General features: G+C 58.1%; 21 protein-coding genes. 13 read left to right on the top strand and 8 right to left on the bottom strand.

Annotated features, from left to right (window positions below; genetic code table 11):
* Positions 1 to 62: 62 nt before the first annotated feature.
* Positions 63 to 1,109 carry a DUF2336 domain-containing protein gene (locus H1Y61_RS14480; RefSeq protein ID WP_180572999.1) on the bottom strand — a complete coding sequence of 349 codons (1,047 nt, stop codon included), beginning with the start codon at positions 1,107 to 1,109 and terminating at the stop codon, positions 63 to 65.
* A gap of 425 nt (positions 1,110 to 1,534) precedes the next feature.
* Here H1Y61_RS14480 and H1Y61_RS14475 point away from each other — a divergent pair, with 425 nt between their 5' ends.
* Positions 1,535 to 1,723 (top strand): hypothetical protein, encoded by a 189-nt coding sequence (locus H1Y61_RS14475; protein WP_070167807.1) that lies wholly within the window; start codon positions 1,535 to 1,537, stop codon positions 1,721 to 1,723.
* A gap of 591 nt (positions 1,724 to 2,314) precedes the next feature.
* On the top strand, positions 2,315 to 2,791 hold the full coding sequence (locus H1Y61_RS14470) for an exopolysaccharide production repressor protein (protein ID WP_174110290.1): 477 nt from the start codon (positions 2,315 to 2,317) through the stop codon (positions 2,789 to 2,791).
* A 143-nt stretch (positions 2,792 to 2,934) separates the two neighbouring features.
* Here the strand turns inward: H1Y61_RS14470 and H1Y61_RS14465 are convergent, their stop codons facing one another.
* The 5 genes from H1Y61_RS14465 to H1Y61_RS14445 all read right to left on the bottom strand — a co-directional run bounded on the left by H1Y61_RS14465 (position 2,935) and on the right by H1Y61_RS14445 (position 7,889).
* The gene (locus H1Y61_RS14465; protein WP_180572998.1) at positions 2,935 to 4,032 is read right to left on the bottom strand and encodes a helix-turn-helix transcriptional regulator; all 1,098 of its coding nucleotides are present in this window, start codon (positions 4,030 to 4,032) and stop codon (positions 2,935 to 2,937) included.
* Between the two features lie 227 nt (positions 4,033 to 4,259).
* Positions 4,260 to 4,811, bottom strand: a complete 552-nt coding sequence (locus H1Y61_RS14460) for a DUF1254 domain-containing protein (protein WP_071205400.1) — start codon at positions 4,809 to 4,811, stop codon at positions 4,260 to 4,262.
* A complete protein-coding gene (locus H1Y61_RS14455; protein WP_180572997.1) occupies positions 4,804 to 5,394 on the bottom strand; it encodes a DUF1214 domain-containing protein in 591 nt (196 codons plus the stop codon). Before H1Y61_RS14455 ends, H1Y61_RS14460 begins: the two co-directional genes overlap by 8 nt.
* A 73-nt stretch (positions 5,395 to 5,467) precedes the next feature.
* Positions 5,468 to 5,740, bottom strand: coding sequence for a hypothetical protein (locus H1Y61_RS14450; RefSeq protein WP_180572996.1), 273 nt, complete (start codon positions 5,738 to 5,740; stop codon positions 5,468 to 5,470).
* Positions 5,741 to 5,771: 31 nt separating this feature from the next.
* Positions 5,772 to 7,889 (bottom strand): transglycosylase domain-containing protein, encoded by a 2,118-nt coding sequence (locus H1Y61_RS14445; protein ID WP_180572995.1) that lies wholly within the window; start codon positions 7,887 to 7,889, stop codon positions 5,772 to 5,774.
* Positions 7,890 to 8,116: 227 nt separating this feature from the next.
* Here H1Y61_RS14445 and H1Y61_RS14440 point away from each other — a divergent pair, with 227 nt between their 5' ends.
* Complete coding sequence (locus tag H1Y61_RS14440; RefSeq protein WP_180574512.1) at positions 8,117 to 8,596, top strand: YcgN family cysteine cluster protein; 480 nt, start codon at positions 8,117 to 8,119, stop codon at positions 8,594 to 8,596.
* 237 nt (positions 8,597 to 8,833) lie between these two features.
* Here H1Y61_RS14440 and H1Y61_RS14435 read toward each other — a convergent pair whose 3' ends face one another.
* Positions 8,834 to 9,919, bottom strand: a complete 1,086-nt coding sequence (locus H1Y61_RS14435) for a hypothetical protein (protein ID WP_180572994.1) — start codon at positions 9,917 to 9,919, stop codon at positions 8,834 to 8,836.
* A gap of 196 nt (positions 9,920 to 10,115) precedes the next feature.
* Between H1Y61_RS14435 and H1Y61_RS14430 the strand changes: the two genes are divergently transcribed.
* From H1Y61_RS14430 to H1Y61_RS14410, 5 genes are all read left to right on the top strand, one after another.
* Positions 10,116 to 10,274: a hypothetical protein gene (locus H1Y61_RS14430; RefSeq protein WP_180572325.1), complete on the top strand. Its 159-nt coding sequence runs from the start codon at positions 10,116 to 10,118 to the stop codon at positions 10,272 to 10,274.
* Positions 10,275 to 10,358: 84 nt separating this feature from the next.
* Positions 10,359 to 11,411: a hypothetical protein gene (locus H1Y61_RS14425; protein ID WP_180572993.1), complete on the top strand. Its 1,053-nt coding sequence runs from the start codon at positions 10,359 to 10,361 to the stop codon at positions 11,409 to 11,411.
* A gap of 415 nt (positions 11,412 to 11,826) precedes the next feature.
* Positions 11,827 to 12,258: a Cu(I)-responsive transcriptional regulator gene (gene cueR / locus H1Y61_RS14420; RefSeq protein ID WP_180572992.1), complete on the top strand. Its 432-nt coding sequence runs from the start codon at positions 11,827 to 11,829 to the stop codon at positions 12,256 to 12,258.
* 704 nt (positions 12,259 to 12,962) lie between these two features.
* On the top strand, positions 12,963 to 13,517 hold the full coding sequence (locus H1Y61_RS14415) for a hypothetical protein (RefSeq protein WP_180572991.1): 555 nt from the start codon (positions 12,963 to 12,965) through the stop codon (positions 13,515 to 13,517).
* Between the two features lie 246 nt (positions 13,518 to 13,763).
* On the top strand, positions 13,764 to 15,008 hold the full coding sequence (locus tag H1Y61_RS14410; protein WP_409363986.1) for a DNA-packaging protein: 1,245 nt from the start codon (positions 13,764 to 13,766) through the stop codon (positions 15,006 to 15,008).
* On the opposite strand, the gene H1Y61_RS14405 is transcribed toward H1Y61_RS14410, so the two are convergent.
* Positions 15,009 to 15,152, bottom strand: coding sequence for a hypothetical protein (locus H1Y61_RS14405; RefSeq protein WP_180572990.1), 144 nt, complete (start codon positions 15,150 to 15,152; stop codon positions 15,009 to 15,011).
* Between the two features lie 239 nt (positions 15,153 to 15,391).
* On the opposite strand from H1Y61_RS14405, the gene H1Y61_RS14400 reads away from it, so the two are divergent.
* The 5 genes from H1Y61_RS14400 (at position 15,392) to H1Y61_RS14380 (ending at position 19,742) form a co-directional block, all read left to right on the top strand.
* Positions 15,392 to 16,000 carry a glycoside hydrolase family 19 protein gene (locus H1Y61_RS14400; protein ID WP_180572989.1) on the top strand — a complete coding sequence of 203 codons (609 nt, stop codon included), beginning with the start codon at positions 15,392 to 15,394 and terminating at the stop codon, positions 15,998 to 16,000.
* A 125-nt stretch (positions 16,001 to 16,125) separates the two neighbouring features.
* Positions 16,126 to 17,343: a phage portal protein gene (locus tag H1Y61_RS14395; protein WP_180572988.1), complete on the top strand. Its 1,218-nt coding sequence runs from the start codon at positions 16,126 to 16,128 to the stop codon at positions 17,341 to 17,343.
* Between the two features lie 189 nt (positions 17,344 to 17,532).
* Positions 17,533 to 17,850 (top strand): DUF6107 family protein, encoded by a 318-nt coding sequence (locus H1Y61_RS14390; RefSeq protein ID WP_015915376.1) that lies wholly within the window; start codon positions 17,533 to 17,535, stop codon positions 17,848 to 17,850.
* A 48-nt stretch (positions 17,851 to 17,898) separates the two neighbouring features.
* On the top strand, positions 17,899 to 18,468 hold the full coding sequence (locus H1Y61_RS14385) for an HK97 family phage prohead protease (RefSeq protein WP_180572987.1): 570 nt from the start codon (positions 17,899 to 17,901) through the stop codon (positions 18,466 to 18,468).
* 11 nt (positions 18,469 to 18,479) lie between these two features.
* Positions 18,480 to 19,742: a phage major capsid protein gene (locus H1Y61_RS14380; RefSeq protein ID WP_180572986.1), complete on the top strand. Its 1,263-nt coding sequence runs from the start codon at positions 18,480 to 18,482 to the stop codon at positions 19,740 to 19,742.
* Positions 19,743 to 19,801 lie beyond the last annotated feature (59 nt).

The following is a 19,801-nucleotide window of genomic DNA, read 5'->3' as shown; positions in this document are numbered from 1 at the left end:
ACGCGTATCGCTGCCCTCTGTCTTTTCAGGAAAATCGGGTTCCACTTTTTACGGATAAAGTCTCAACGCGAAGCCGACACCGCCACTGGTTGGACGTCGCTCTGACTGCTTTGATAGGTATAGCGGTCGGCCCTCAGCCATGCATCAATGCGCTTTTCGCAGTCTCTGCCGTCGAGCGCCGCGATCAGTCTGGCGACGCGTGGTTCGCCCTGCTGTAATTGGCTGAGATGCGGGTAGAGGCGGGTCAGTATGAAAATCATGTCGGGAATGGCCATGGCAAGGCCGGTCAGCGTCGTGGCCAGCTGCTGGCCCGAGGTGTCGAGCAGGATACGTTCGGCCAGCCATCGGCTTGAAGACAGCGCATCGGCCAAGGCCGTGGCAAAACTGCCCGCTTCATTTTCACGGGCAAAACGCACCAGCAGAGCCGCCTGCACGGAGCTGAGAGTGCGCCGACCCAGGCGATCACGATCCTGGCGATGAAGGTGACGATCCAGCGCCTTCAAGGTCTGGCGCAAGGCTTCCTCGCGTTGAGCCCTTGTCGGGTTGTATGTCGGATCCTGTTCCTGCTTCTCTAAGGAGAGCTGATCTGGCTCCTGCGCCACCGTCTGTTCCTCCGGCACTTTCTCAGGGGCGATAGCGGGCATGTTTTCGGGTTCGGCACCCGCGTCGGACCTCAGGCGAATGGCGCGGGGCGGTGCTTCCATCATGTCCTGGACAATATCATCGTTGTCCACGTGCTGGGAATGCTCGGGCAGCGGGTCGATGAAGCGCAGGCCGGCCAATGCATCAATGACGGCGGGCGACAAAGCCTCGCGGCGCACGATGGTGCGGGCGTGGTGTATGCCCTGGGTGCGGGCGATGGTGATGAGCAATTCATCCGACAGGCAGGGCGATGAGATCAGGAATGGCGCGGCAATGGCGAGCGGCTGACTGGCGATGAAAAATGCCACAGCTTCCGGCACATTGGGCGATTGCGATAGCGCCGCCACGGCGTCGCGCCTCGCCTCTTCGGAGGAGTATTGAAACAAGGGCTGGAACAGCAGGGCAAACTGCCGGAGATCGGCCTTGCGGGGATGTTCGAGGCTTTCGAAACTGGAAACGGTGGCCATTAAAACCACGTCCTTCTTGCGGCCGATCCTCGGATTTTCCAACGCCCGAAATTGATGATCCACGACATTACCCGTCCCAACGCAATACCAATTCAGTCAAAATAGACGGTAATCGTTAGCAAGCTGTTAACCATCGACAGTGTTTAATAAGGAAACTTTGATAAAGCAGCATATCCTTGCGTGAGCGTTGCAGCGGCATCGCTTTTACTCGGAAATGTTAGCAAGGGTTCCCGGAAAACGGGACGCTCTTCAGTATAAAAGCAACTTTTCATGAGGATGGCTGTTTACCCCTCATGTCTGGAGAAAGGCGCAGAATGCCTGTCTTTGCTGCCCAAAACAGCAAGGCTGGATGTGCTGGCCCCTTTGCCGGGGCAGGATGAAATCGATCTCTTCATCCGTCTCATCTACCCCAAATGGAGACGAGCATGGCTGACATCGTGAAACTGAAAGACCGGCTGGATCAGAAGCCCGTCAACCGCACCCCCGCACCGACACAGGCCCGTATTCTGCTGTTTACCGGCGTGCGCTATACCCGCACCGAACCTCTGCTGATCGGCGCCGCCTCGCTCACCGGCAAGCGGCCAGTGCAGGACATGCATCCCTACGAGGGGTAATACGAGGATTCGCTGGAAATGACTCTTCGTATTCCCTGTGAAAATATCTCAAGCCTCTGATGTATTTGAGATATTTTCAAGTCTAGGATGTATGAGCCTCTTCGAGGCTTGGTATAAGACCTGTGTTATCGTGATGCCGCTCTTCCACCGCGTGGAGTGAGATCAATTGACCGTTGGCTATTGCGACCAGTGAGACAATCATATGGATTGAATGTCATTGGCTGAGCCCGGTTGCTTTTCTATGAAGCGCTCAGGGCAATCAGGAAATCCGGGCCGTTTTTCCAGGCATTCCCCGGAACGCTCTATGGCATCCTTCACGTTATCCACTGTGCAGAAGATGCGCTAATACCGCCAATTCTGTTGGGTAATTTTGTTTTTTAGAACGGACGCGCTTTAAGAGAATACGCAATAGTTGTGCAACCATAGTTTCCCAGAGATGCCTATGTCTGCTTTGTTTAAGAATGGTCCAAAAATTTAAAATATGTATTTTATTTTGTAATTCTACCAAAGATTGTTTTGTGTGCGATCATGATATTTGAGTAATAATTCCGCCTAACCCATTTGGGGGATGTTTAAAGCACCCAAAAATGGTTGATAAACATTGTTGTGAATAAACAACATTATTTCAAGTGGGGGCCTTTGATGCATAAAGACACAGAGTCTGCGCTTGGATATCGTCACGCAGAACAGATGAACCAGAAGAAGACAGAATTGTTTCGAAACGATCGGCAAAAGCCCTATGACGAGGAATTGGCGGGCACGCCAGATCGTGACAGCATGATGTATGCACCACGGGTGTTTGCAGGAATGGGTGTCGTCTTGCTGGGTTTTGCCATCTATAATTACCAATCGACAGGGCTCATCGCGGCCACAATCATCAGGACGGTTGTTGCGGCAATTATTCTTCAAAGCGTCTATTTCATCGCGATTGTCTACCTTGTCATGCGTCGGGTGAAGGCGCGCCTGGCCGCGCTTCAAAACAGTCAAGCCTCCCGTGATGGTCGTAGACAAAAGGATCAGTGCGCAGGTCGCGACCTGACGCTTGCCGAGAGGGCGGACAATGCCTGAGCCTGGTCTATGCCTGTGAGGTTTGACAGGTATGAAGGGGCTTTTCCGGGCATTGGTGATGCGGACTCAGAATGACAAAGTGCCGACGTCCTTTTAAAGCGGTTTCCAATGTCGAAGCCGCACAAAGGAGGATGTAACGACCCTCAATCCGCTTCCAGTGAATGAAGCGAAGTCAGAGCGGCAATGAGATCGGTCTGCCGGGCCATATCGGTTTTGGCCAGTACGGTTTTTATCTGGCTTCTGGCGGTTTCCAGCTGAATCCCAAGGGCCTGGGCGGCATCGTGCAGAGGCTCTCCATCTAGAAGCAGTTTCGTCAAACGCGCCTCGGCCCGCGTTAAATTCATCAGGGACTGGATCATCTCCGAGGTCAGGCCATTGCTACGGCTGAGGGGGACCAGAATGATGAAAAAGCTGACGGGGCTGAACAATCCGACATTCAACCGGGCGGCGGGAATGAGATAGACGACCGCTGGCGGCAGGCCCGGCTGGCCGGGGCAGGCGAATTGAGCGCCCTGCATCTCCTCCCGGCTGGCGCCAGCTGCCATTCCCGCGGCAAGACTTGCTTCAAAACTTGCCTGTGCTGCGGGATGGAGAAAGCGCAACTGGTCGAAGGCCGAAATGGCGTATCTTGGATTGCCTGCTTCAAACACCGTATTGCACCCCAGGATCTTGCCTTTGGCTGTCAGTGCGGCGGTGGGCAGCCGCGCCAGCTGCAATGCCCGCAGACTGTTGTCGACCGCCTTGAATTCAAGCTGGGAGGCAAGGATCAGGCTGCGACGCAGGTCCCGGCCGACACTGTTGAGAAGATCAAGATGTTTTTCTTCGATGGGACCGCTATCGCGCTTTCGTTCAATCGAGATGGCAATGATTTTCTCCTGCGGAAGGTCGAAGCTGACGCCAGCGGCAAAGCCAAAGCCGCGCGGCCAGAGAAAATCCCGGTAAAGTGGCTCATCGCGCATCTGCTCGTGCGAAAACTGATCGACATCGCTGATGAATTTCGACTTGCTGGCACTCAGCAGCGCTTTGGTGCGAATATTGTCGGCGGTCCAGCCCTGTTTGAAAAAATCAGAATAAAGCTCGCGCACCCCTGGCGTCGTGATCAAGGGCATGAGCTCGTCGGAAATATTGACAAGCAGGGCGCCTTCCGCGCCGACAAGATGCGCCAAGCGGTCCAGCGCATTTTCCCAGGCAGCCGGTTCAGCGGCCGCCTCGTAAATGCAATCTATGATAGTTTCTGGCATAGCAATCTCACATATTAATATTGCTATGTTTAGCAAACATGATTTTCCGAAGCAATGCCACTCAATTGTTTGAATAACATTATCAGATCTTAAGTCGAAAAAAAGAATAATCGAATATTTTAACTTTTTACCGGTTCAAAAAAAGAAAATTTTAGATTTAATTGAATGTTCTGAAGCAAAAATGCGCACCAAAGTATTATCGACCTTTGTTCGATTGCGAAAATACTTTATGGATCTATAGCTGTCTGATCGCAACCGGCGTTTGTAAGAAAAGCCTGTGCATCGGGCGCGAAGCTGGCTTGAGGCACAAGCGTGCGTAAGACGGCATAGCCTTGGGTTTCCGGCATTTCCACCAATATGGTCTGCGCCAGCGCATCGGGTGCCGTGGCGCGCAGCCGGGCGAGTTGGGCCGGGGTGGCGACAATAATGTCAAGCTTGCCCTCGACGGATGTAGCGTCGTTCATACTGTAGACTTCATTGGCATCGCGGTCGAAAATACCCACCGACCAAAAGGGAACGCTGCCCTCTGCTGTCAAATGCACCGGCGCCTCGCTGACATCGAAAGCGCAGGCGGCGAGTTTGAGGAAGGGATCGCCATTGGCAAGCCCCGCCCGGTCCGCCCGGCTGTCGAGACTATAGAATTTGAACAGCGGGCCTTCCATGGTTACGCGGGTATAGGCGTCCTTGCCGGTGAAATGCGGTAGCGCTAGGATGATGACGATATGCAGAACCACAGCCCCGACCAGGCCAACAAGAATGGCGTAGATCAGCTTACGCATCGCCGCATCCGATCTGTTCGACATGCGGCATGGCCAGTGTCACCAGGCCTGAATTGCCCGCGACCGGCGTGTCCAGCAGGGTCAGGTTGAGCATCAGGTCTTCGCTTCCTGCGGGAGTGGCCAGCCAATTGCCCGGTGCCGCCTGCGAACCGATGGTGATCTCCATGCTGGCATCACGATTTTTCAGTGTCGTAACCGAATTCAGCGCCCCCGGCAGGTCGGGCGAGACGGCTAGGGGCGTTCCATCCGGGCGGCTGGCTGAGAGCGTCCAGTAGCGCGCCATCGGCACTGTACCCGCCAGCCGGTAGCGGCAGCGTGTATTCAGCTTGCGGCCTTCCGTATCGCTTGTGGCAATAAAACTCAGCCCTTCGGCGCTGCCCAGCAGCAACCGCCCGGCCTTGGCCCGGTGCGAGCGCGCATAAGGATCAGCATCGGCGGTCTGCGCCTGCGGAAACGCCCGCCAACCATCAATCTCGATCTCGCCAAAGCCCACCGTGGCATTCAGCGCCATCAGCGTGGATTGAATGCCAAGCCCGAAGGCAATGGCAAGCGCAATGGCGACAAGAAGCGGAACCCTGAGCACGCGATGATTCGAACCCTGTTGATTGTTGGAGAAGCGGTAGCACTCAATTCAGGGCAGGGAAATGGCGGCTATGTCATCGCACGTTACGCCAGCGCCGCCAAATGAGATTGGCAGCCGCCACAGGAATGGCCATGACCATGACCGATGCAACAATGATGACGAGAAGACCAATTGTTTCAATGTCATCGGCATTTTCAATCGTATCCATTCCAAACAAGCGGATGGCGGAGGCGATCAATCCGGGCAGCAGGGAAAATTCGTAAGGCAACCCGCTGATCCAGCGCGCCAGCAGCAGGCCAAGCAACAGCGTGACGAAGGCATTGATGCTGTAATGGACCATCTTCATGGCTGTCCCACAATGTCAAAAGTTTGTGGTATCAATCCAGCGCCGCCCGCAATCCCGGTGCCAGCGGTTGTGCCTCGGTCAGCATCGTGCCGATCTGGCGCAGCAGGGCGGTGGTTTCGACAGAGAGTGTCCGGGGGCGGACGAATTCGGGCGGGGCGGGTGCGGTGCCCTTTGGTTCGCCCTTGGCCGGTGCTGGGGCTTTGACGGCCACGGTTGCCGGTTCCAGCACGCCGGGGATTGGCCGGACGGCGACGCCCTGGTGGGCGTAGTCCATGATGGTCTTGAAGGTCATGGCGGGCAGGGAGCCACCGGTCATGTTGTTGGTGGAGGTGTAATCGTCATTGCCGAACCACACTGCCGTTGTGAAATTGCCGGTATAGCCGACGAACCAGGCATCGCGGTAGGCCTGCGTCGTGCCGCTCTTGCCAGCAGTGAGAATGCCATCGAGAGCGGCTTTGCGGCCCGTGCCGATATAGGGGACCTTGGTCAGCATCTGGTTCATGTAACCATCGGCCTGCTCGGTCAGCACCCGGCGCGGGGCCGGTTCGTCGCGGTCGAAATCGTAGAGAACATGGCCGCGATAATCTCTGACATCGACAATGCCGTGGCGGCGTGATTGCAGGCCCCCTGATGGCAGCACGGCATAGGCTGTCGCCTGATCCATGACCGTGACTTCCGAGGTGCCGAGCGGGATGGTAACATCCTTGCGAATCGGGGTTTCCACGCCCATGGCCTTTGCCATGCGGATGACGGAATCGACACCCAGCCGGTCTTTGACCAGCCGCACCGGCACAGTGTTGATCGATTTGGCCAGTGCCGTCGTCAGCGTGATGCGCCCGGCATAGCTGTTGCCGTAATTATGCGGGCTCCAATTGCCCCAATTGACCGGACCATCGACAATGGTGGTCTCCGGGGTCAGGCCCGCTTCCATCGCCACGGCATAGGTGTAGATCTTGAAGGAGGAGCCGGGTTGGCGCAGGCCGCGCGTGGCGCGGTTGAACTGGCTTTCGCCATAATCGCGCCCGCCGACCATGGCGCGCACCGCGCCGCCGTTTTCCAGCGTGACGAGGGCCGCCTGCTTGACATTATATTGCTCGCCATATTCACGCAGCGTGTTGCTGACAGCGGTTTCGGCGACTTTTTGCAGGCCCGGATCGATGGTGGTGCGCACGATCAGCGAATGTTCGGGGAAGCGGGAGGCGATGCGCTGAACTTCGTCAAACGCCCAGTCGAGGAAGAAGTCCGGGGCCTCGCGCTCGGCCCGATCGACCACGGTGGCCGGATTGCGCCGGGCGGCGATGACCTGGCCCTCGCTCATGAAGCCGCTTTGCACCAGATTGCTCAACACTTCATTGGCGCGGCCACGGGCGGCGGGCAGGTTGACATGCGGGGCATATTTGGCCGGTGCCTTGAACAGGCCCGCCAGCATGGCGGCCTCGGCCAGATTGACGTCGCGCACGCTCTTGCCGAAATAGAATTGCGAGGCTGCCGCCGCGCCGAATGTGCCGCCGCCCATATAGGCGCGGTCGAGATAGAGCGACAGGATCTCCTGCTTGGTGAGGTTCGCCTCCAGCCATAGCGATAGGAAGGCTTCCTTGATCTTGCGCTCGATGGAGCGCTCATTGGTGAGAAACAGGTTTTTAGCCAGCTGCTGGGTCAGCGTCGAGCCACCCTGCACCACGCCGCCAGCCCGGGCATTTTCGCTGAGTGCGCGGCCAAGGCCGATGAAATCAATGCCGAAATGATCGAAAAACCGCCGGTCTTCGGTGGCCAGCACCGCCTTGATCAGATTGTCGGGCAGGTCTTCGAACGGCACGGAATTTTCATGGATAATGCCGCGATGGCCGATGACATTGCCGTAGCGATCCAGAAAGGTTACGGCAAAATCGCCGCGATTGCGCCAATCCTTGACCGTTTCCTGAAAGGCGGGCATGGCCAGCGCCAGCATGACGACAGCACCGGCGGTGCCCAGCGTCATCGCTTCGCCCAGCGCCTCGAACAGCCATTTCTTCCAACCGCGCATACGAAACCGGCGAAAGAAGATCGTGGTTTCTTCCCAGAATTCGGCGGCCTGGAAGCCGGTATTCCATAAGGTGGAATCCAGCCAGGCGTCGAGTTTGAGAAAGATATGCCGCTTTTTCTTCTGCATGGCGGTTCCGGGGCCGAGCCTTAAGATGATCTGCTACAATATCATAGGCATAGGGTGCCGAGGATGCTGTAGGCATATGCAACGCTTGACAGGCGCCAAGCTTGCGCCCATGTCTGCGTTGATCGCGATATATCCCAGCCAATGGATCATATGCGACTTAACTTTTAACGAATCTATAAGATTGCCGCGGATTGGGTGCTCGCATCCGGCCGATGGACAAGGGCATGATGACCAGCGAACCCTATTGGAAGACCAAGCGCCTTGATGAGATGAACGCTGTGGAGTGGGAATCCCTCTGCGATGGTTGTGGCCTGTGCTGTCTCAACAAGTTGGAGGACTGGGAAAGCGGTGAGGTGGTTTTCACCTCCGTCGCCTGTCGTCTGCTGGATGGGGAAAGCTGTCGGTGCAAGGACTATCCCAACCGGCAGGCCACCGTGCCCGATTGTATCCAACTGACGCCGGATCAGGTCGAGGACATCGCCTGGCTGCCGCCCAGCTGCGGCTACCGGCTGGTGCATGAGGGGCGCGACCTTTACTGGTGGCACCCACTGGTTTCCAGTGATCCTGAAACCGTCCATCAGGCCGGGATTTCCGCCCGGGGCCGCACGGTCAGCGAAGAGCATGTTTCTGTCGAGGATTTCGAGGATTATCTCTGCGACTGGCCTATGACGGTGCTCTTGCAGGCCGAAGAATCTGGCGACAAATAGGGGCATGAAATGACGACAGAAGCAGACGGATTTTTTCCAAACGCGGTTGAAGCCTTCGTTTGGATCGATGCACTCGTGGTATGATTTTGACATTTGCTACCGTTCGCAGCACCCTCAAAAGCAAATGTCGGAATCTTCAGGACCACGAGCAAGTCACTGTTTCTATTGGAATTTAAAAATTTGACATTTGATCCTCGAGGGTGCGGCAAGGGGGTGTCAAATGTCAAATTCATTCCACTAGGCTGCCACCGGTCCGGTCAGAAGTGTCAGGTCACCATTGACGGCATAGCGGTCGAAAATGGCCATGGCTTGCCGACGAATATTTTCCGGAACCTCGGCTCCGCGGCCCGCGATGCCCTGATTGATCCGCTTGCGTTCACCGTCACGCTTGTCGGCTAGCGCCGCGGTGATTTTCTGAGCCGCCTGGCTGTCCGCTCCGGTGAAGGTGGCGATCCGATCAGCCAGAACCGCCTTGTCACCGAGGAAATCCGTTTCATAGGAAACCCATAGTGGCTTGACCAGATTGAGCATTTCGCATCGCTGCCAACTCAGCAGAAACTGCGCATACCAGATCGCTTGAGCCGCAACCAGCATCTCAAGCCGCTCCTCGAAGGGCAGGTGGTGGTAATTGCTTGGCAGGCCGTCATCAAAAAAAATGGTGTCGACCGGACGATTGGAAGCGCGCCAGGATTGGAACATATCATCGAGGCTGATCAGCGTGTCGAAGAAATTACGGACAGTGACGATAGGGCGGATGTTGTAAAGCGTCATCTGGCGGGCCAGATAGGGCGTGCATCGAATGTGATGCTGGGCGACATAGCCACGGCCGTTCAATCCATGCCGCATAAGTGCAAGCTCATCGGTTTCCTGCGAGCGCAGATTGCCTCCCAGTGCAGAGCCGCTGCCGGGTGTGAAGCTGGGAAGTGCCAGGTTGGCCAGGGGGATATCCAGTGCCTGCACCAACGCCATCGAAATGAAAGTCGAGGCCGATTTGGGCGCACAGGCCACAAGAACATTCGGCTGTCTGGCCCGGCTTGCCGTCAATCTCGCCCGAAATGTCAATTCGGCAAGTTGGGAAGTCGACAGCTTCAGACCCTGGGCGTCGCCATCGCTTACCGCGGGCAGAAAGAACGGATTGGCATGGCAAAGGGCTGCGGCGACTTCCAGAGCCCGGTTTGGCGGCACGGAGGACAGATAATCCATTCCCAGGCTTAGCGCTTCGCGCGGCGCCAGGGTGGATATGTCTGCTAGCGTCTGGCCCAGCGTGTCTTCCAGGTTCGAACCCGCCTTGTCATTCGTCCGGATGCCGACCGCATGTTCCATGCTGCAACCTGTCCTTATCCTGCTGCGTCTATCCAAACGGAGTCTTTGGTCGAATTGGATATATCGACGCATAAACAAAAGCTTGGTGCATGAGAGCATGACTGAAGTGAATGCGTCGGTGCACCGGGGTGTGTCTGTACCAAAGGGTTATTCGCAAGGGGCGAAAACATTATGGTGTAAAGCTGACTGAGGAAGCTTGCGCCAGGCAGGAGCTTACAACCTCGTCCACGAGGGCCGGACCTCTGCTGGTGGCATCCGCTGGTTTCTGGCGACATCGAAACCGCTCATCAGGCCGGGATTATCTCTGCGACTGGCCTTTGGCGGTGGCTGGGGACGCGCCCTGACGGCGACCTGATGGCCTTCCTTAGGGTAAGTCTCGTACAAGTTTTACACTATAATTTCATCTCGGTTGAAACCAATTTGGTGCAATGGAGAGCTTATGTCGAGACTGGATTGGTCACTTGTCAAAAGCTTTGCCCGCGAAGCGGCCCCGGTGCCCGATGCGGAATGGGTGTCGCGGAAATTCGATGAGTTTCTCCGACGAACCGATCCCGCCGATGCCTTTGCGATTTCGGGTGTGTTCTCGCTGGCGCATCCTTTCTATGTGCCAAAGATGAGTGATGCCGCAGCCGACAGTCTGGCGATTTCCGTGCCGGAACTCGGCGCGGCTCTCATGCGGGCACGGCTGACGGCCTCGCGAGCGCATCAGCCGAATGTTCTGGTGGCGTGCCTGCCAAAATCGGCTTCAACCTTCATCGGTCAGAGCCTGATGAAAGTATTGAATGTGCCGATGGCGGTGCTGATGTCGTCCGCCTTGTCGCCGCAAACGCCTTTTTCCATGGGCATTACCCTGCGTGAGCAGGAAACGGACGAATTGGCGTTGATCCAATACGGCAATAATGGCCTTGGCTATGTGGCGCAGCATCATTTGCGCTGCACGCCCTATCTTTGCCAGCAACTTGAGCTTTACAATATCCGCCCGATCGTCACCTACCGCAATGTCTATGACAGCCTGGTCAGTCTGGATGACATGATGCGCAAGCAACAGCAGGAATGGGCGGCGACCCGTGACAAGGACGCGATCTATTTTAGTGACGGCTTGCCATCCAATTATTGTGAGCTGGACGACGAGACGCGCTATCTGATCCTGGTGGATCGCCAATGTGCCTGGTATCTGCAATTCTTCATGAGCTGGAAACGCTGCGAAGCGCTTGGCCTGGTCAAGCCGCTCTGGATCTCCTACGAGGAGGATTTTCTCGGCAACAAGCAGCGTCTGGCCGAGAGGATCGCTGCGTTTGTTGGGCCGGAATTCCTTGATTCCGCAAAGCTGTCCGAGGTGTTTTCCGAGACGATAGAGGCCGGTCATGCCCGGTTCAACAAGGGTGTCAGCGGCCGGGGCAGCCAATTGCCTCAGCGTGTCAAGGATCGGATCAGGGCGAGTTTTGATCTCTATCGCGATGATTTCGATTTCTCCGAAATATTGCCCGACTGATACCTCTGGTCAGCAGACCCTTCAGGTGCTGCACGCCGTTTGAATTTTTGCGCCATCGCTGGGGTGGAGGATTGCACCGCAGGTTGTGACTGCCTATATAGCGGCTTCGTGTATCGCAGGCTGTACTATCGCAATCTCGAATTTGCCGATTTATTTCCTGTATCATTTCGAGACGCGAATGTATCGGATCGCGATACGCTTTCAGTGAAATTGCAGGCATGAGGAGTGTTTGGCAATTCGAGCCGCAGACGCCGGGCTCTTGCTGTCATTCACGTAAAAATGTGTGAGTTCGATGTAACTTTTTTTGGTTATTTACTTCTGCCGATATTGATAGTTAAAAGCTAGAATGCAATTTTGAAAACGTCGCGAGCTGGATATTTTACTATTTCTGCTTGCAACCAGGAAGGACACGCTCATGAATATCGGAGAAGCAGCCGCAGCCTCCGGCGTTTCTGCGAAAATGATCCGCTACTATGAGGAAATCGGGCTGGTTTTGCCGGCACGGCGCACCTCAAGCAATTATCGGGTCTATGGCGAAAATGAAGTCCACCGTCTGCGCTTTGTGCGGCGGGCGCGGACCCTCGGGTTTTCCCTGGAGGAGACGGAGCGGCTGTTGGCGCTGTGGAGCGACTCTGGCCGCAAAAACGATGATGTGCGCCAGGTGGCCATGAACCATCTGCGCGAACTCGAAGACAAGATGGAAGCCATGCAGGCCATGGTCGATACGCTGAAAAACCTGGTTGATCACTGCGAGCAGGGCGACCGCCCGGATTGCCCGATCCTGGAAAAGCTCGGCGGTGGTTCTTCCGCGGACAAAAACCGCAAGGTGGAAATGGAAGAGGCCTAAGCCTCGGCATAACGGGTCAGGCCAATGCGTCATCCGGTATGACGAGACGCTTTTTATATGCCGCAGTGTTTTTACTGGCGGCAGGAGAAATACGGGCGAAATGGCCCGTTGTCGGACGCACCGGGACCCTGGGGGCGGGGGAATGGGGCGGGCGGCCGGTCGCAAGACCGGCCGTCAATCATGACCTCAGTGAGTGTATGCTCAACCAGACAGATCCGTGCGTCTCTGTCGTCCGGATCTCAATGGTCTTGGCATCGCGGTTTTCAGTCGCGCGGTTTGTGATATCTTCACGAGCGGCGGATTCAAAAGTCCGCATCTATAAATACAGCAGTTTTAAAGTGTTATGGTGTCCTGAGGCATTTTACAAAATGCACGGGGCTATAACCGGCAATTGTGAAATTGACCCGGACGGGCTCCCACCACTCTTCCCTCTTATGTTGGTTGGGCGTTAAGTGAGCCTCCGATTGTGGAGGACGGTTGTCTTCTTCATAATTAAAAATAAGAAAAAAAACCTAAATAGGAAAATAAGCATTGACGCCGTGACGGTGTTCTGTTAGGTTTTGTTTACGGTCGGAAATCTGCGGCTTCGGTCCTTCCGGTTTGGTTTTTACGCTCTCTTTCATACACTTGCAGCGCTTTAACTCTGGTTGTGGCGGTCTCCCTTTCTTGTGATGGGAGCCTCGCCTGCCGGGAGGATATTCATCATGGATGATTTCGATATATCGCTTTACGGCTGCTGGCCTTTACCGGCGCTGTCCTTTGCCTGCGACCGGCATGGGGTAACCCTCAATGACGGGCTGGAAATCAAGGCTGCCGATCTTACTGCCCTGAGCGATCATTATGCCGGGCTGCTCAATGAGCTGACGCGGGAAATGTCGGCGCAATTCGAGCAGTTCCGGTTGTTGCGCGAAGGGGCGGCGGCGCTGATGGAGGGTGGCGACGAGGCGGCGGCAAAGCTCGCCCGTGCCGATCTGAAGGCGGCGACCGAAGCGATGTCGGTGATTGTCCGCACGCTGGAGAAAATCGATGCGCTGCAACGGCAATTGGTCCGTGACCGTGAAGCCGAGGAGGAGCGGGCCGGCGAGACCGAAACGCTGGATGTCGCCCAGGCGCGGCTGTTGGCGCTGGTGGAAACCCAGGCGGAGGCCAAGGCGGCGCTGCTGTTTGAACGGTGGAAAGCCGAAAGCCTGACTACTTCCCTGGCGGCAATTGGCCCCCCGAGCGCGACAAGCGACCAGCCAATTCAGACAACAGCGTGAGGGTCGCGGGTGACAGGACGTTCGGATCGGCTGTCGGCGGGCATATCGGTTGCTGCCCTTTTGGCGGCATCGCGAGCCGAAAACAATGGTTTATCGGCCCTGCGCCGGGAGATGCAAAACCTGCACGATACGGTTTCGGCACTGGGGGATGAAGGATCGTTGCTGGCGCAGGCGATCAGCGCGCGACAGCGCGGTCATTCTGTTATCTCAACTCTTCAAGCGGATGGAAACAACGGCGGTGAGGTGATGCAAGGGTTGGAGCTGGCCGCTCTACAGCGGTTGGCGCGGAGCTGGGCCTTGCTGCGGCACCCGTTGCAAGCACCGCCCGAGGGGGCGTGGCGCAACTGGTTGCTGATGGGCGGACGCGGTTCCGGCAAGACCCGGGCCGGGGCTGAATGGGTGCATGAGATCGCCTCGGCTGGTGAAAAATCCGCTGTGCGGATTGCGCTGGTGGGCGAAACCCTGGGCGATGCTCGCGAGGTGATGGTGGATGGACTGTCGGGCATTGCCCGTATAGCCCGCCACAAACGCCCGGAAGTGGAAATTTCCCGGCGCAGGCTGGTCTGGCCGAATGGCGCGATGGCGCAAATGTTTTCCGCTGAAGACCCGGAGAGCCTGCGCGGCCCGCAGTTTCACTATGCCTGGTGCGACGAGATCGCCAAATGGAAACATGCCGAGGAGACCTTCGACATGCTGCAATTTTCCCTGCGGTTGGGGGATGATCCACGCCAGGTGATTACCACCACGCCGCGTCCGGTGCCGATCCTGAAACGATTGCTGGCGGACCCCGGCACAAGGCTCACCCGGCTTTCCACCTTCGGCAATGCCGGTAATCTCGCGCCCGGCTTTATCGAGGCCTTGCAGGCCCGTTACGGTGGCACGCGGCTTGGCCGTCAGGAATTGGATGGTGAGCTGATAGAGGACCGGGAGGATGCGCTGTGGCGGCGCGACCGGCTGGAGCAATTGACGGTCAGGCTCAGTGAACCGCTGCACCGCATTGTCGTGGGTGTCGATCCGCCCTCCGGGGCGGGTGCGCAATCGGTCTGCGGCATTGTCGTTGCGGGTCTCGACCGGCTGGGCCGGGCGGTGGTGCTGGCTGATTGTTCGGTGACGGGGGAAAGCCCGGCCAGTTGGGCGACCGCCGTGGTACGGGCCTTTCGCCGGTTTGAAGCGGACCGGGTGGTGGCGGAGGTCAATCAGGGCGGGGAAATGGTTGGGGCGCTGTTGAAAAGCGTCGATGCCAACCTGCCGGTACGCATGGTGCGGGCGATGCGTGGCAAGTTTTTGCGGGCCGAGCCGGTGGCGGCTCTCTATGAACAGGGCCGCGTTTTTCACGCAGCCCGTTTTGCCGATCTGGAAGATCAAATGTGTGATTTCGGCCCGGATGGCCTGTCGAATGGCCGGTCTCCTGACCGGCTGGATGCGCTGGTCTGGGCTTTGACCGCGCTGCTTCTGGAATGCGCGGGCGAGCCGCGCATTCGCACGCTATAATTATTTGGTCGCAGGCGCTGGCGGTGCCGAAGGTTGACGCATCTGGCGCCATTCGGATTCAAGGCGTTCAACGATATGGGCAGGAATGGTCCGGCTGGCCTCTGCAATCGTCTTGCTGATCTGGCTGCTGCTCTTGGCGTCCATCACATTACTCCTCTGTTAAGCGCCCGGCGCCTGTCATGGCGCGGCAGGGCTTGTTGCTCTGTGCCGCTCATAACCAGCGGTGGAGCGGAAAGTTCCACAAGCTTAAATCTTTGTAAATATCTCGTGACAGGGTCTGAACCGATTGAATTTTGTTTAACCGATTTAAATCCCAGCATTTTTTTGGTTCAATCTCGCCGCGTTCGGCTGGACCCTGCTATTTTAAGGGGAATTGGCAGTTTATGAATACCAAGGCTTTGCAATCGCTCTTCAGCCGGATCCGCGGTGAATTGTGTGGCGGGCGGCTCGGCACGGCTCAGGTGCAGGGCATCAACGCCATTCTGGCGGGCTGCGCGCGCCACGGTCTGACCGACCATCGCCATATCGCCTATCTGCTGGCCACCGCCTTTCATGAAACGGCGGGTCGCTTCCAGCCCCTGCGGGAAACACTGGCGAAAACCGATGCCGAGGCCATTGATCGGTTGGAGCGCGCCTATGAAGCGGGCCGCTTGCCCCAGGTAAGCGCGCCTTACTGGCGGCCGGACGAGGCGGGACGAAGCTGGTTTGGCCGGGGTTTCGTGCAGATCACCCATAAGCGCAATTATCAGGCGATGTCGGTGGCGCTGGGCGTCGATCTTGTTGCCGATCCGGGCCGCGCCCTGGATATGGCGACGGCGGCGGATATTCTGGTGGTCGGTATGCGCGAGGGGCTGTTTTCGGGCGTCAAGCTTGGTGATGTGTTTACTGCCACGGCAAGCGACTGGAGCGGCGCTCGCCGCATCGTCAATGGGCAGGACCGGGCGGACCTGGTGGCTGGGTATGGGCGGGCTATTTTGGCGGGGATGGGGTGAGGTTTGCTGACACTATTTCCGTGTTTCACGAAAGCATGGAAATGCAGACCCGCATCGTCAGGGTCCTTCGATAGGCAGGTCTATCCACGTAACCGGCGCAAATATCGCAACTTCAGGAGAACATCATGCTGTCTTCCTTTCGCCTGCCGTTTCGGCGGGCCAATCGTGACGCCGTGTCGTCATCGGACCCACTCAAAACAAAATCCGGCCAGACGAAAGCGGGGATAAGACCCCGGGTGGGGTTGGAAATGCTGCTCTCCACCGGTGCCGGGCGCGGCACGGGGCGGTCTTATGCAGCCTTGTCACGCGCGGGTTTTCTCGGCAATCCGGTGGCGCATCGGGCGGTGCGGCTGGTTTCGGAGGCGGCGGCGGCTGTGCCGCTTCTGCTTTATCAGGGCCTGCCGCAGGAAGGAGCCGGGGAGTTGAGCGAGCATCCGGCGCTGGCGCTTCTGGCCCGGCCCAACGGGCGGGCAACGGGGGCGGATTTTTTCGAAATGCTCTATGGCCATCTGCTGCTGTCGGGCAATGCCTATCTGGAGCCGCTCTGGCTTGGCGGGCGGCTGATGGAACTGCATCTGCTGCGCCCCGACCGGGTCAGCGTCGTCGAGGGTGCCGATGGCTGGCCGGTCGCCTATGATTATCGCGCCGCCGGGGTGACGCGGCGTTTGGCTGCTGAAGGCGAGCCGCAGCCGATCCTGCATTTCAAGCTGTTTCACCCGCTTGACGATATCAGCGGTTACGCGCCGCTTGCTTCGGCCCATAACGCGCTGGACCTGCACAATGCCGCTGCCACCTGGAACAAGGCGTTGCTCGACAATTCCGCCCGGCCCTCCGGGGCGCTGGTCTATCAGCCCAAGGAGGGTGGCAACCTGCCGCCGGAACAATATCAGCGGCTGAAGGACGAACTGGAACAGGGCTATTCCGGGCCGATGCAGGCGGGCCGTCCGATGCTGCTGGAGGGCGGGCTGGACTGGAAGGCGATGAGCCTGACCCCCCGCGACATGGATTTTACCGATGCCCGCAATGGCGCGGCCCGCGATATTGCGCTGTCGCTCGGCGTGCCGCCAATGCTGCTGGGCATTCCCGGCGACAATACCTACGCCAATTATCAGGAGGCCAACCGCGCCTTCTACCGGCTGACGGTGTTGCCGCTGATCCGCCGTACCGCCGCCAGCCTGTCGGGCTTTCTATCCGATGGGTTTGGCGAGGTCTTGTGCCTGAAGCCCGATCTCGATCAGGTCGAGGGCCTGTCCAGCGAGCGCGACGCGCTGTGGTCACGGGTCGGGTCCGCCAGCTTCCTCACCGACGAGGAAAAGCGCCAGGCGGTTGGGTATGACCCGTGAACTCCTGCCATTTCAAGAGGTTGATGCGCAATTCGGACTCTGGTCCGCAGAAGGGTGATTCAGAGTGTGAACATCTGCACCCTGCTTCTGAGCAGGCGCGCATAAGCGATTCTAAAGATTAGAATTTTCGGATTAACTGCGGCGGATTTGCGCCTCTATCCACAATCATAAGACGAAAAGATTAACAAAATGACCGATTTTACACCCGACACCCCCTTATGGGGTGCGCGGCTGGCGGGCGCATTGGCGGGGTCCGCCATCTCGCTGGTCTATCTTTTGCCGAGGGGGCGACGCGAGGCGGCCAGCCGGTTTTTCACCGGGCTGGCCATCGGGCTGATCTTCGGCGGCGCCACCGGCCAATGGCTGGCCCGCAAGCTGGACATTCTGCAAAGCCTGTCTGGTGCGGAAATCATGCTGGCGGGGGCGACGCTTGCCAGCCTTTCGGCCTGGTGGGCGCTAGGCGCACTGGCGCGGTTTGCAGGCCGCTATGGGCGCAAGGACGGCTGAAGCCGTCGATCTCATTCCAGATTAAAGGCCAGATTAAAGGAGAAATTCATGCACGCTTATCGCGGGCCGAGAAAACTTGTGCGCAAATTTGCCGATCTGACCCTGTCGGATCTCAGCGGCGACGGCACGTTCAGCGGCTATGCCAGCGTGTTCGGCGAGGTGGATCTGGGGCGCGACGTGATCGAGCCGGGGGCGTTTCGCACCAGTTTGCAGGGGCGCGGCGCAGGCGGCATCCGCATGCTTTACCAGCACGACCCCAACCAGCCGATCGGTAGCTGGACGCTGCTCAAGGAGGATGCGCGTGGCCTTTATGTCGAGGGACGGCTTTCCCCCGGCGTCAAGCGTGCCGAGGAGGTGCGCGCCCTGATGAAATCAGGCGCGCTGGACGGGCTGTCGATCGGTTTCCAGACGGTGAAATCCCGTCAGGACGCCAAGACCGGCATTCGCCGCATTCTGGAGGCCGATCTCTGGGAAATTTCCGTCGTCACCTTTCCCATGGCCCCTTCGGCCAGGGTTTCCAATGTCAAGCATCAGCGGTTTTACCGCGACAAGGATACCGAGCTGATCCGGGCGATGCGCCGGGCAGCCCGGACGATGGCCAACAGCAATTTCAAATAAAGGATGGATTTATGAGCGATCATCAGATGACAGCCCCCGAAATCAAGGCGATTCCGGAAACCATGGCCGCCGCCTTCGACGACTTTATGGAAGCCTTCGAGGGTTTCAAGCAGGCCAATGACCAGCGGCTCGGCGAAATCGAGCAGAAGCTGACCGCCGATGTCGTCACCCGCGACAAGGTGGAGCGGATCAACAAGGCGATGGACGAACAATCCCGGTTGCTGGACCAGCTGGCGCTGAAAAAGCTGCGCCCGGCACTGGGATCGAACGGCAATCGCGGACGTTCCACCAGCCTGGAGGCGGCGGAGCGCAAGGCGGCCTTCGAGGCCTATATCCGGCGCGGCGATGAGACGGCGCTGCGCGATCTCGATGCCAAATCCATGGCGATTGGTTCGGACGCGGATGGTGGCTATCTGGTGACGGATGAGACCGATAGCGAGATTGGCCGCAGGCTCGCCTCCATCTCGCCGATCCGGCAATTGGCCAGCGTCCGGCAGGTGTCGGGTGCGGTGCTGAAAAAGCCATTTGCGCCAAGCGGCATGGCCTCCGGTTGGGTGGCGGAAACCGCGGCCCGCACCCAGACCGATACGCCGCAGCTGACGGAACTCAGCTTTCCGACCATGGAGATTTACGCCATGCCCGCCGCCACCCAGTCGTTGCTGGATGATGCGGCTGTTGATGTCGAGGCCTGGATTGCCGGAGAGGTGGATATTGCCTTTGCGGAGCAGGAAGGGGCGGCCTTTGTGGCGGGCGATGGTGTCAACAAGCCGAAGGGCTTTCTGGCCTATGAGACGGTGGCCGACAGCGCCTGGGCCTGGGGCAAGATCGGCTTCAAGGCGACGGGTGCTGCCGGTGGCTTTGCTGCAAGCGGGCCATCCGATGTGCTGCTCGACACCATCTATGCGCTGAAGGCCGGTCATCGCCAGAACGGCACGTTTGTGATGAACCGCAAGACCCAGGGCGAGATCCGCAAGTTCAAGGATGCCGACGGCAACTACCTCTGGCTGCCGCCCGCAGGCCCCGGTCTTGAGGCGTCGCTGATGGGCTTTCCGATTGCCGAGGCCGAGGACATGCCCGATATCGCCGCCAACGCCTTTTCCATCGCCTTTGGCGATTTCAAGGCCGGGTATCTGGTGGTTGACCGCATGGGTGTGCGGGTGCTGCGCGATCCCTATTCGGCCAAGCCCTATGTGCTGTTCTACACCACCAAGCGGGTTGGTGGTGGAATGCAGAACTTTGAATCGCTCAAGTTGATCAAGTTTGCGGCCAGTTAATTTGGTTTGGTAAAGCCGCGCTTTACCGTGAGATCCCCCCTCTGTCCGGCAAGGCAGAG

Source organism: Agrobacterium vitis (assembly GCF_013426735.1).
Classification (GTDB): Bacteria; Pseudomonadota; Alphaproteobacteria; order Rhizobiales; family Rhizobiaceae; genus Allorhizobium; species Allorhizobium vitis_D.
Note: the sequence above shows the minus strand (reverse complement) of the source record. Positions and strands in the feature narration are given on the sequence as shown.

What these genes read in the sequence shown, in the direction of transcription:
- H1Y61_RS14480 (WP_180572999.1), bottom strand. Translation starts at nt 1,109, where the DNA reads ATGGCCACCGTTTCCAGTTTCGAAAGCCTCGAACATCCCCGCAAGGCC.
- H1Y61_RS14475 (WP_070167807.1), top strand. Translation starts at nt 1,535, where the DNA reads ATGGCTGACATCGTGAAACTGAAAGACCGGCTGGATCAGAAGCCCGTC.
- H1Y61_RS14465 (WP_180572998.1), bottom strand. Translation starts at nt 4,032, where the DNA reads ATGCCAGAAACTATCATAGATTGCATTTACGAGGCGGCCGCTGAACCG.
- H1Y61_RS14460 (WP_071205400.1), bottom strand. Translation starts at nt 4,811, where the DNA reads ATGCGTAAGCTGATCTACGCCATTCTTGTTGGCCTGGTCGGGGCTGTG.
- H1Y61_RS14450 (WP_180572996.1), bottom strand. Translation starts at nt 5,740, where the DNA reads ATGAAGATGGTCCATTACAGCATCAATGCCTTCGTCACGCTGTTGCTT.
- H1Y61_RS14445 (WP_180572995.1), bottom strand. Translation starts at nt 7,889, where the DNA reads ATGCAGAAGAAAAAGCGGCATATCTTTCTCAAACTCGACGCCTGGCTG.
- H1Y61_RS14440 (WP_180574512.1), top strand. Translation starts at nt 8,117, where the DNA reads ATGACCAGCGAACCCTATTGGAAGACCAAGCGCCTTGATGAGATGAAC.
- H1Y61_RS14435 (WP_180572994.1), bottom strand. Translation starts at nt 9,919, where the DNA reads ATGGAACATGCGGTCGGCATCCGGACGAATGACAAGGCGGGTTCGAAC.
- H1Y61_RS14425 (WP_180572993.1), top strand. Translation starts at nt 10,359, where the DNA reads ATGTCGAGACTGGATTGGTCACTTGTCAAAAGCTTTGCCCGCGAAGCG.
- cueR (WP_180572992.1), top strand. Translation starts at nt 11,827, where the DNA reads ATGAATATCGGAGAAGCAGCCGCAGCCTCCGGCGTTTCTGCGAAAATG.
- H1Y61_RS14415 (WP_180572991.1), top strand. Translation starts at nt 12,963, where the DNA reads ATGGATGATTTCGATATATCGCTTTACGGCTGCTGGCCTTTACCGGCG.
- H1Y61_RS14410 (WP_409363986.1), top strand. Translation starts at nt 13,764, where the DNA reads ATGCAAGGGTTGGAGCTGGCCGCTCTACAGCGGTTGGCGCGGAGCTGG.
- H1Y61_RS14405 (WP_180572990.1), bottom strand. Translation starts at nt 15,152, where the DNA reads ATGGACGCCAAGAGCAGCAGCCAGATCAGCAAGACGATTGCAGAGGCC.
- H1Y61_RS14400 (WP_180572989.1), top strand. Translation starts at nt 15,392, where the DNA reads ATGAATACCAAGGCTTTGCAATCGCTCTTCAGCCGGATCCGCGGTGAA.
- H1Y61_RS14395 (WP_180572988.1), top strand. Translation starts at nt 16,126, where the DNA reads ATGCTGTCTTCCTTTCGCCTGCCGTTTCGGCGGGCCAATCGTGACGCC.
- H1Y61_RS14390 (WP_015915376.1), top strand. Translation starts at nt 17,533, where the DNA reads ATGACCGATTTTACACCCGACACCCCCTTATGGGGTGCGCGGCTGGCG.
- H1Y61_RS14385 (WP_180572987.1), top strand. Translation starts at nt 17,899, where the DNA reads ATGCACGCTTATCGCGGGCCGAGAAAACTTGTGCGCAAATTTGCCGAT.
- H1Y61_RS14380 (WP_180572986.1), top strand. Translation starts at nt 18,480, where the DNA reads ATGAGCGATCATCAGATGACAGCCCCCGAAATCAAGGCGATTCCGGAA.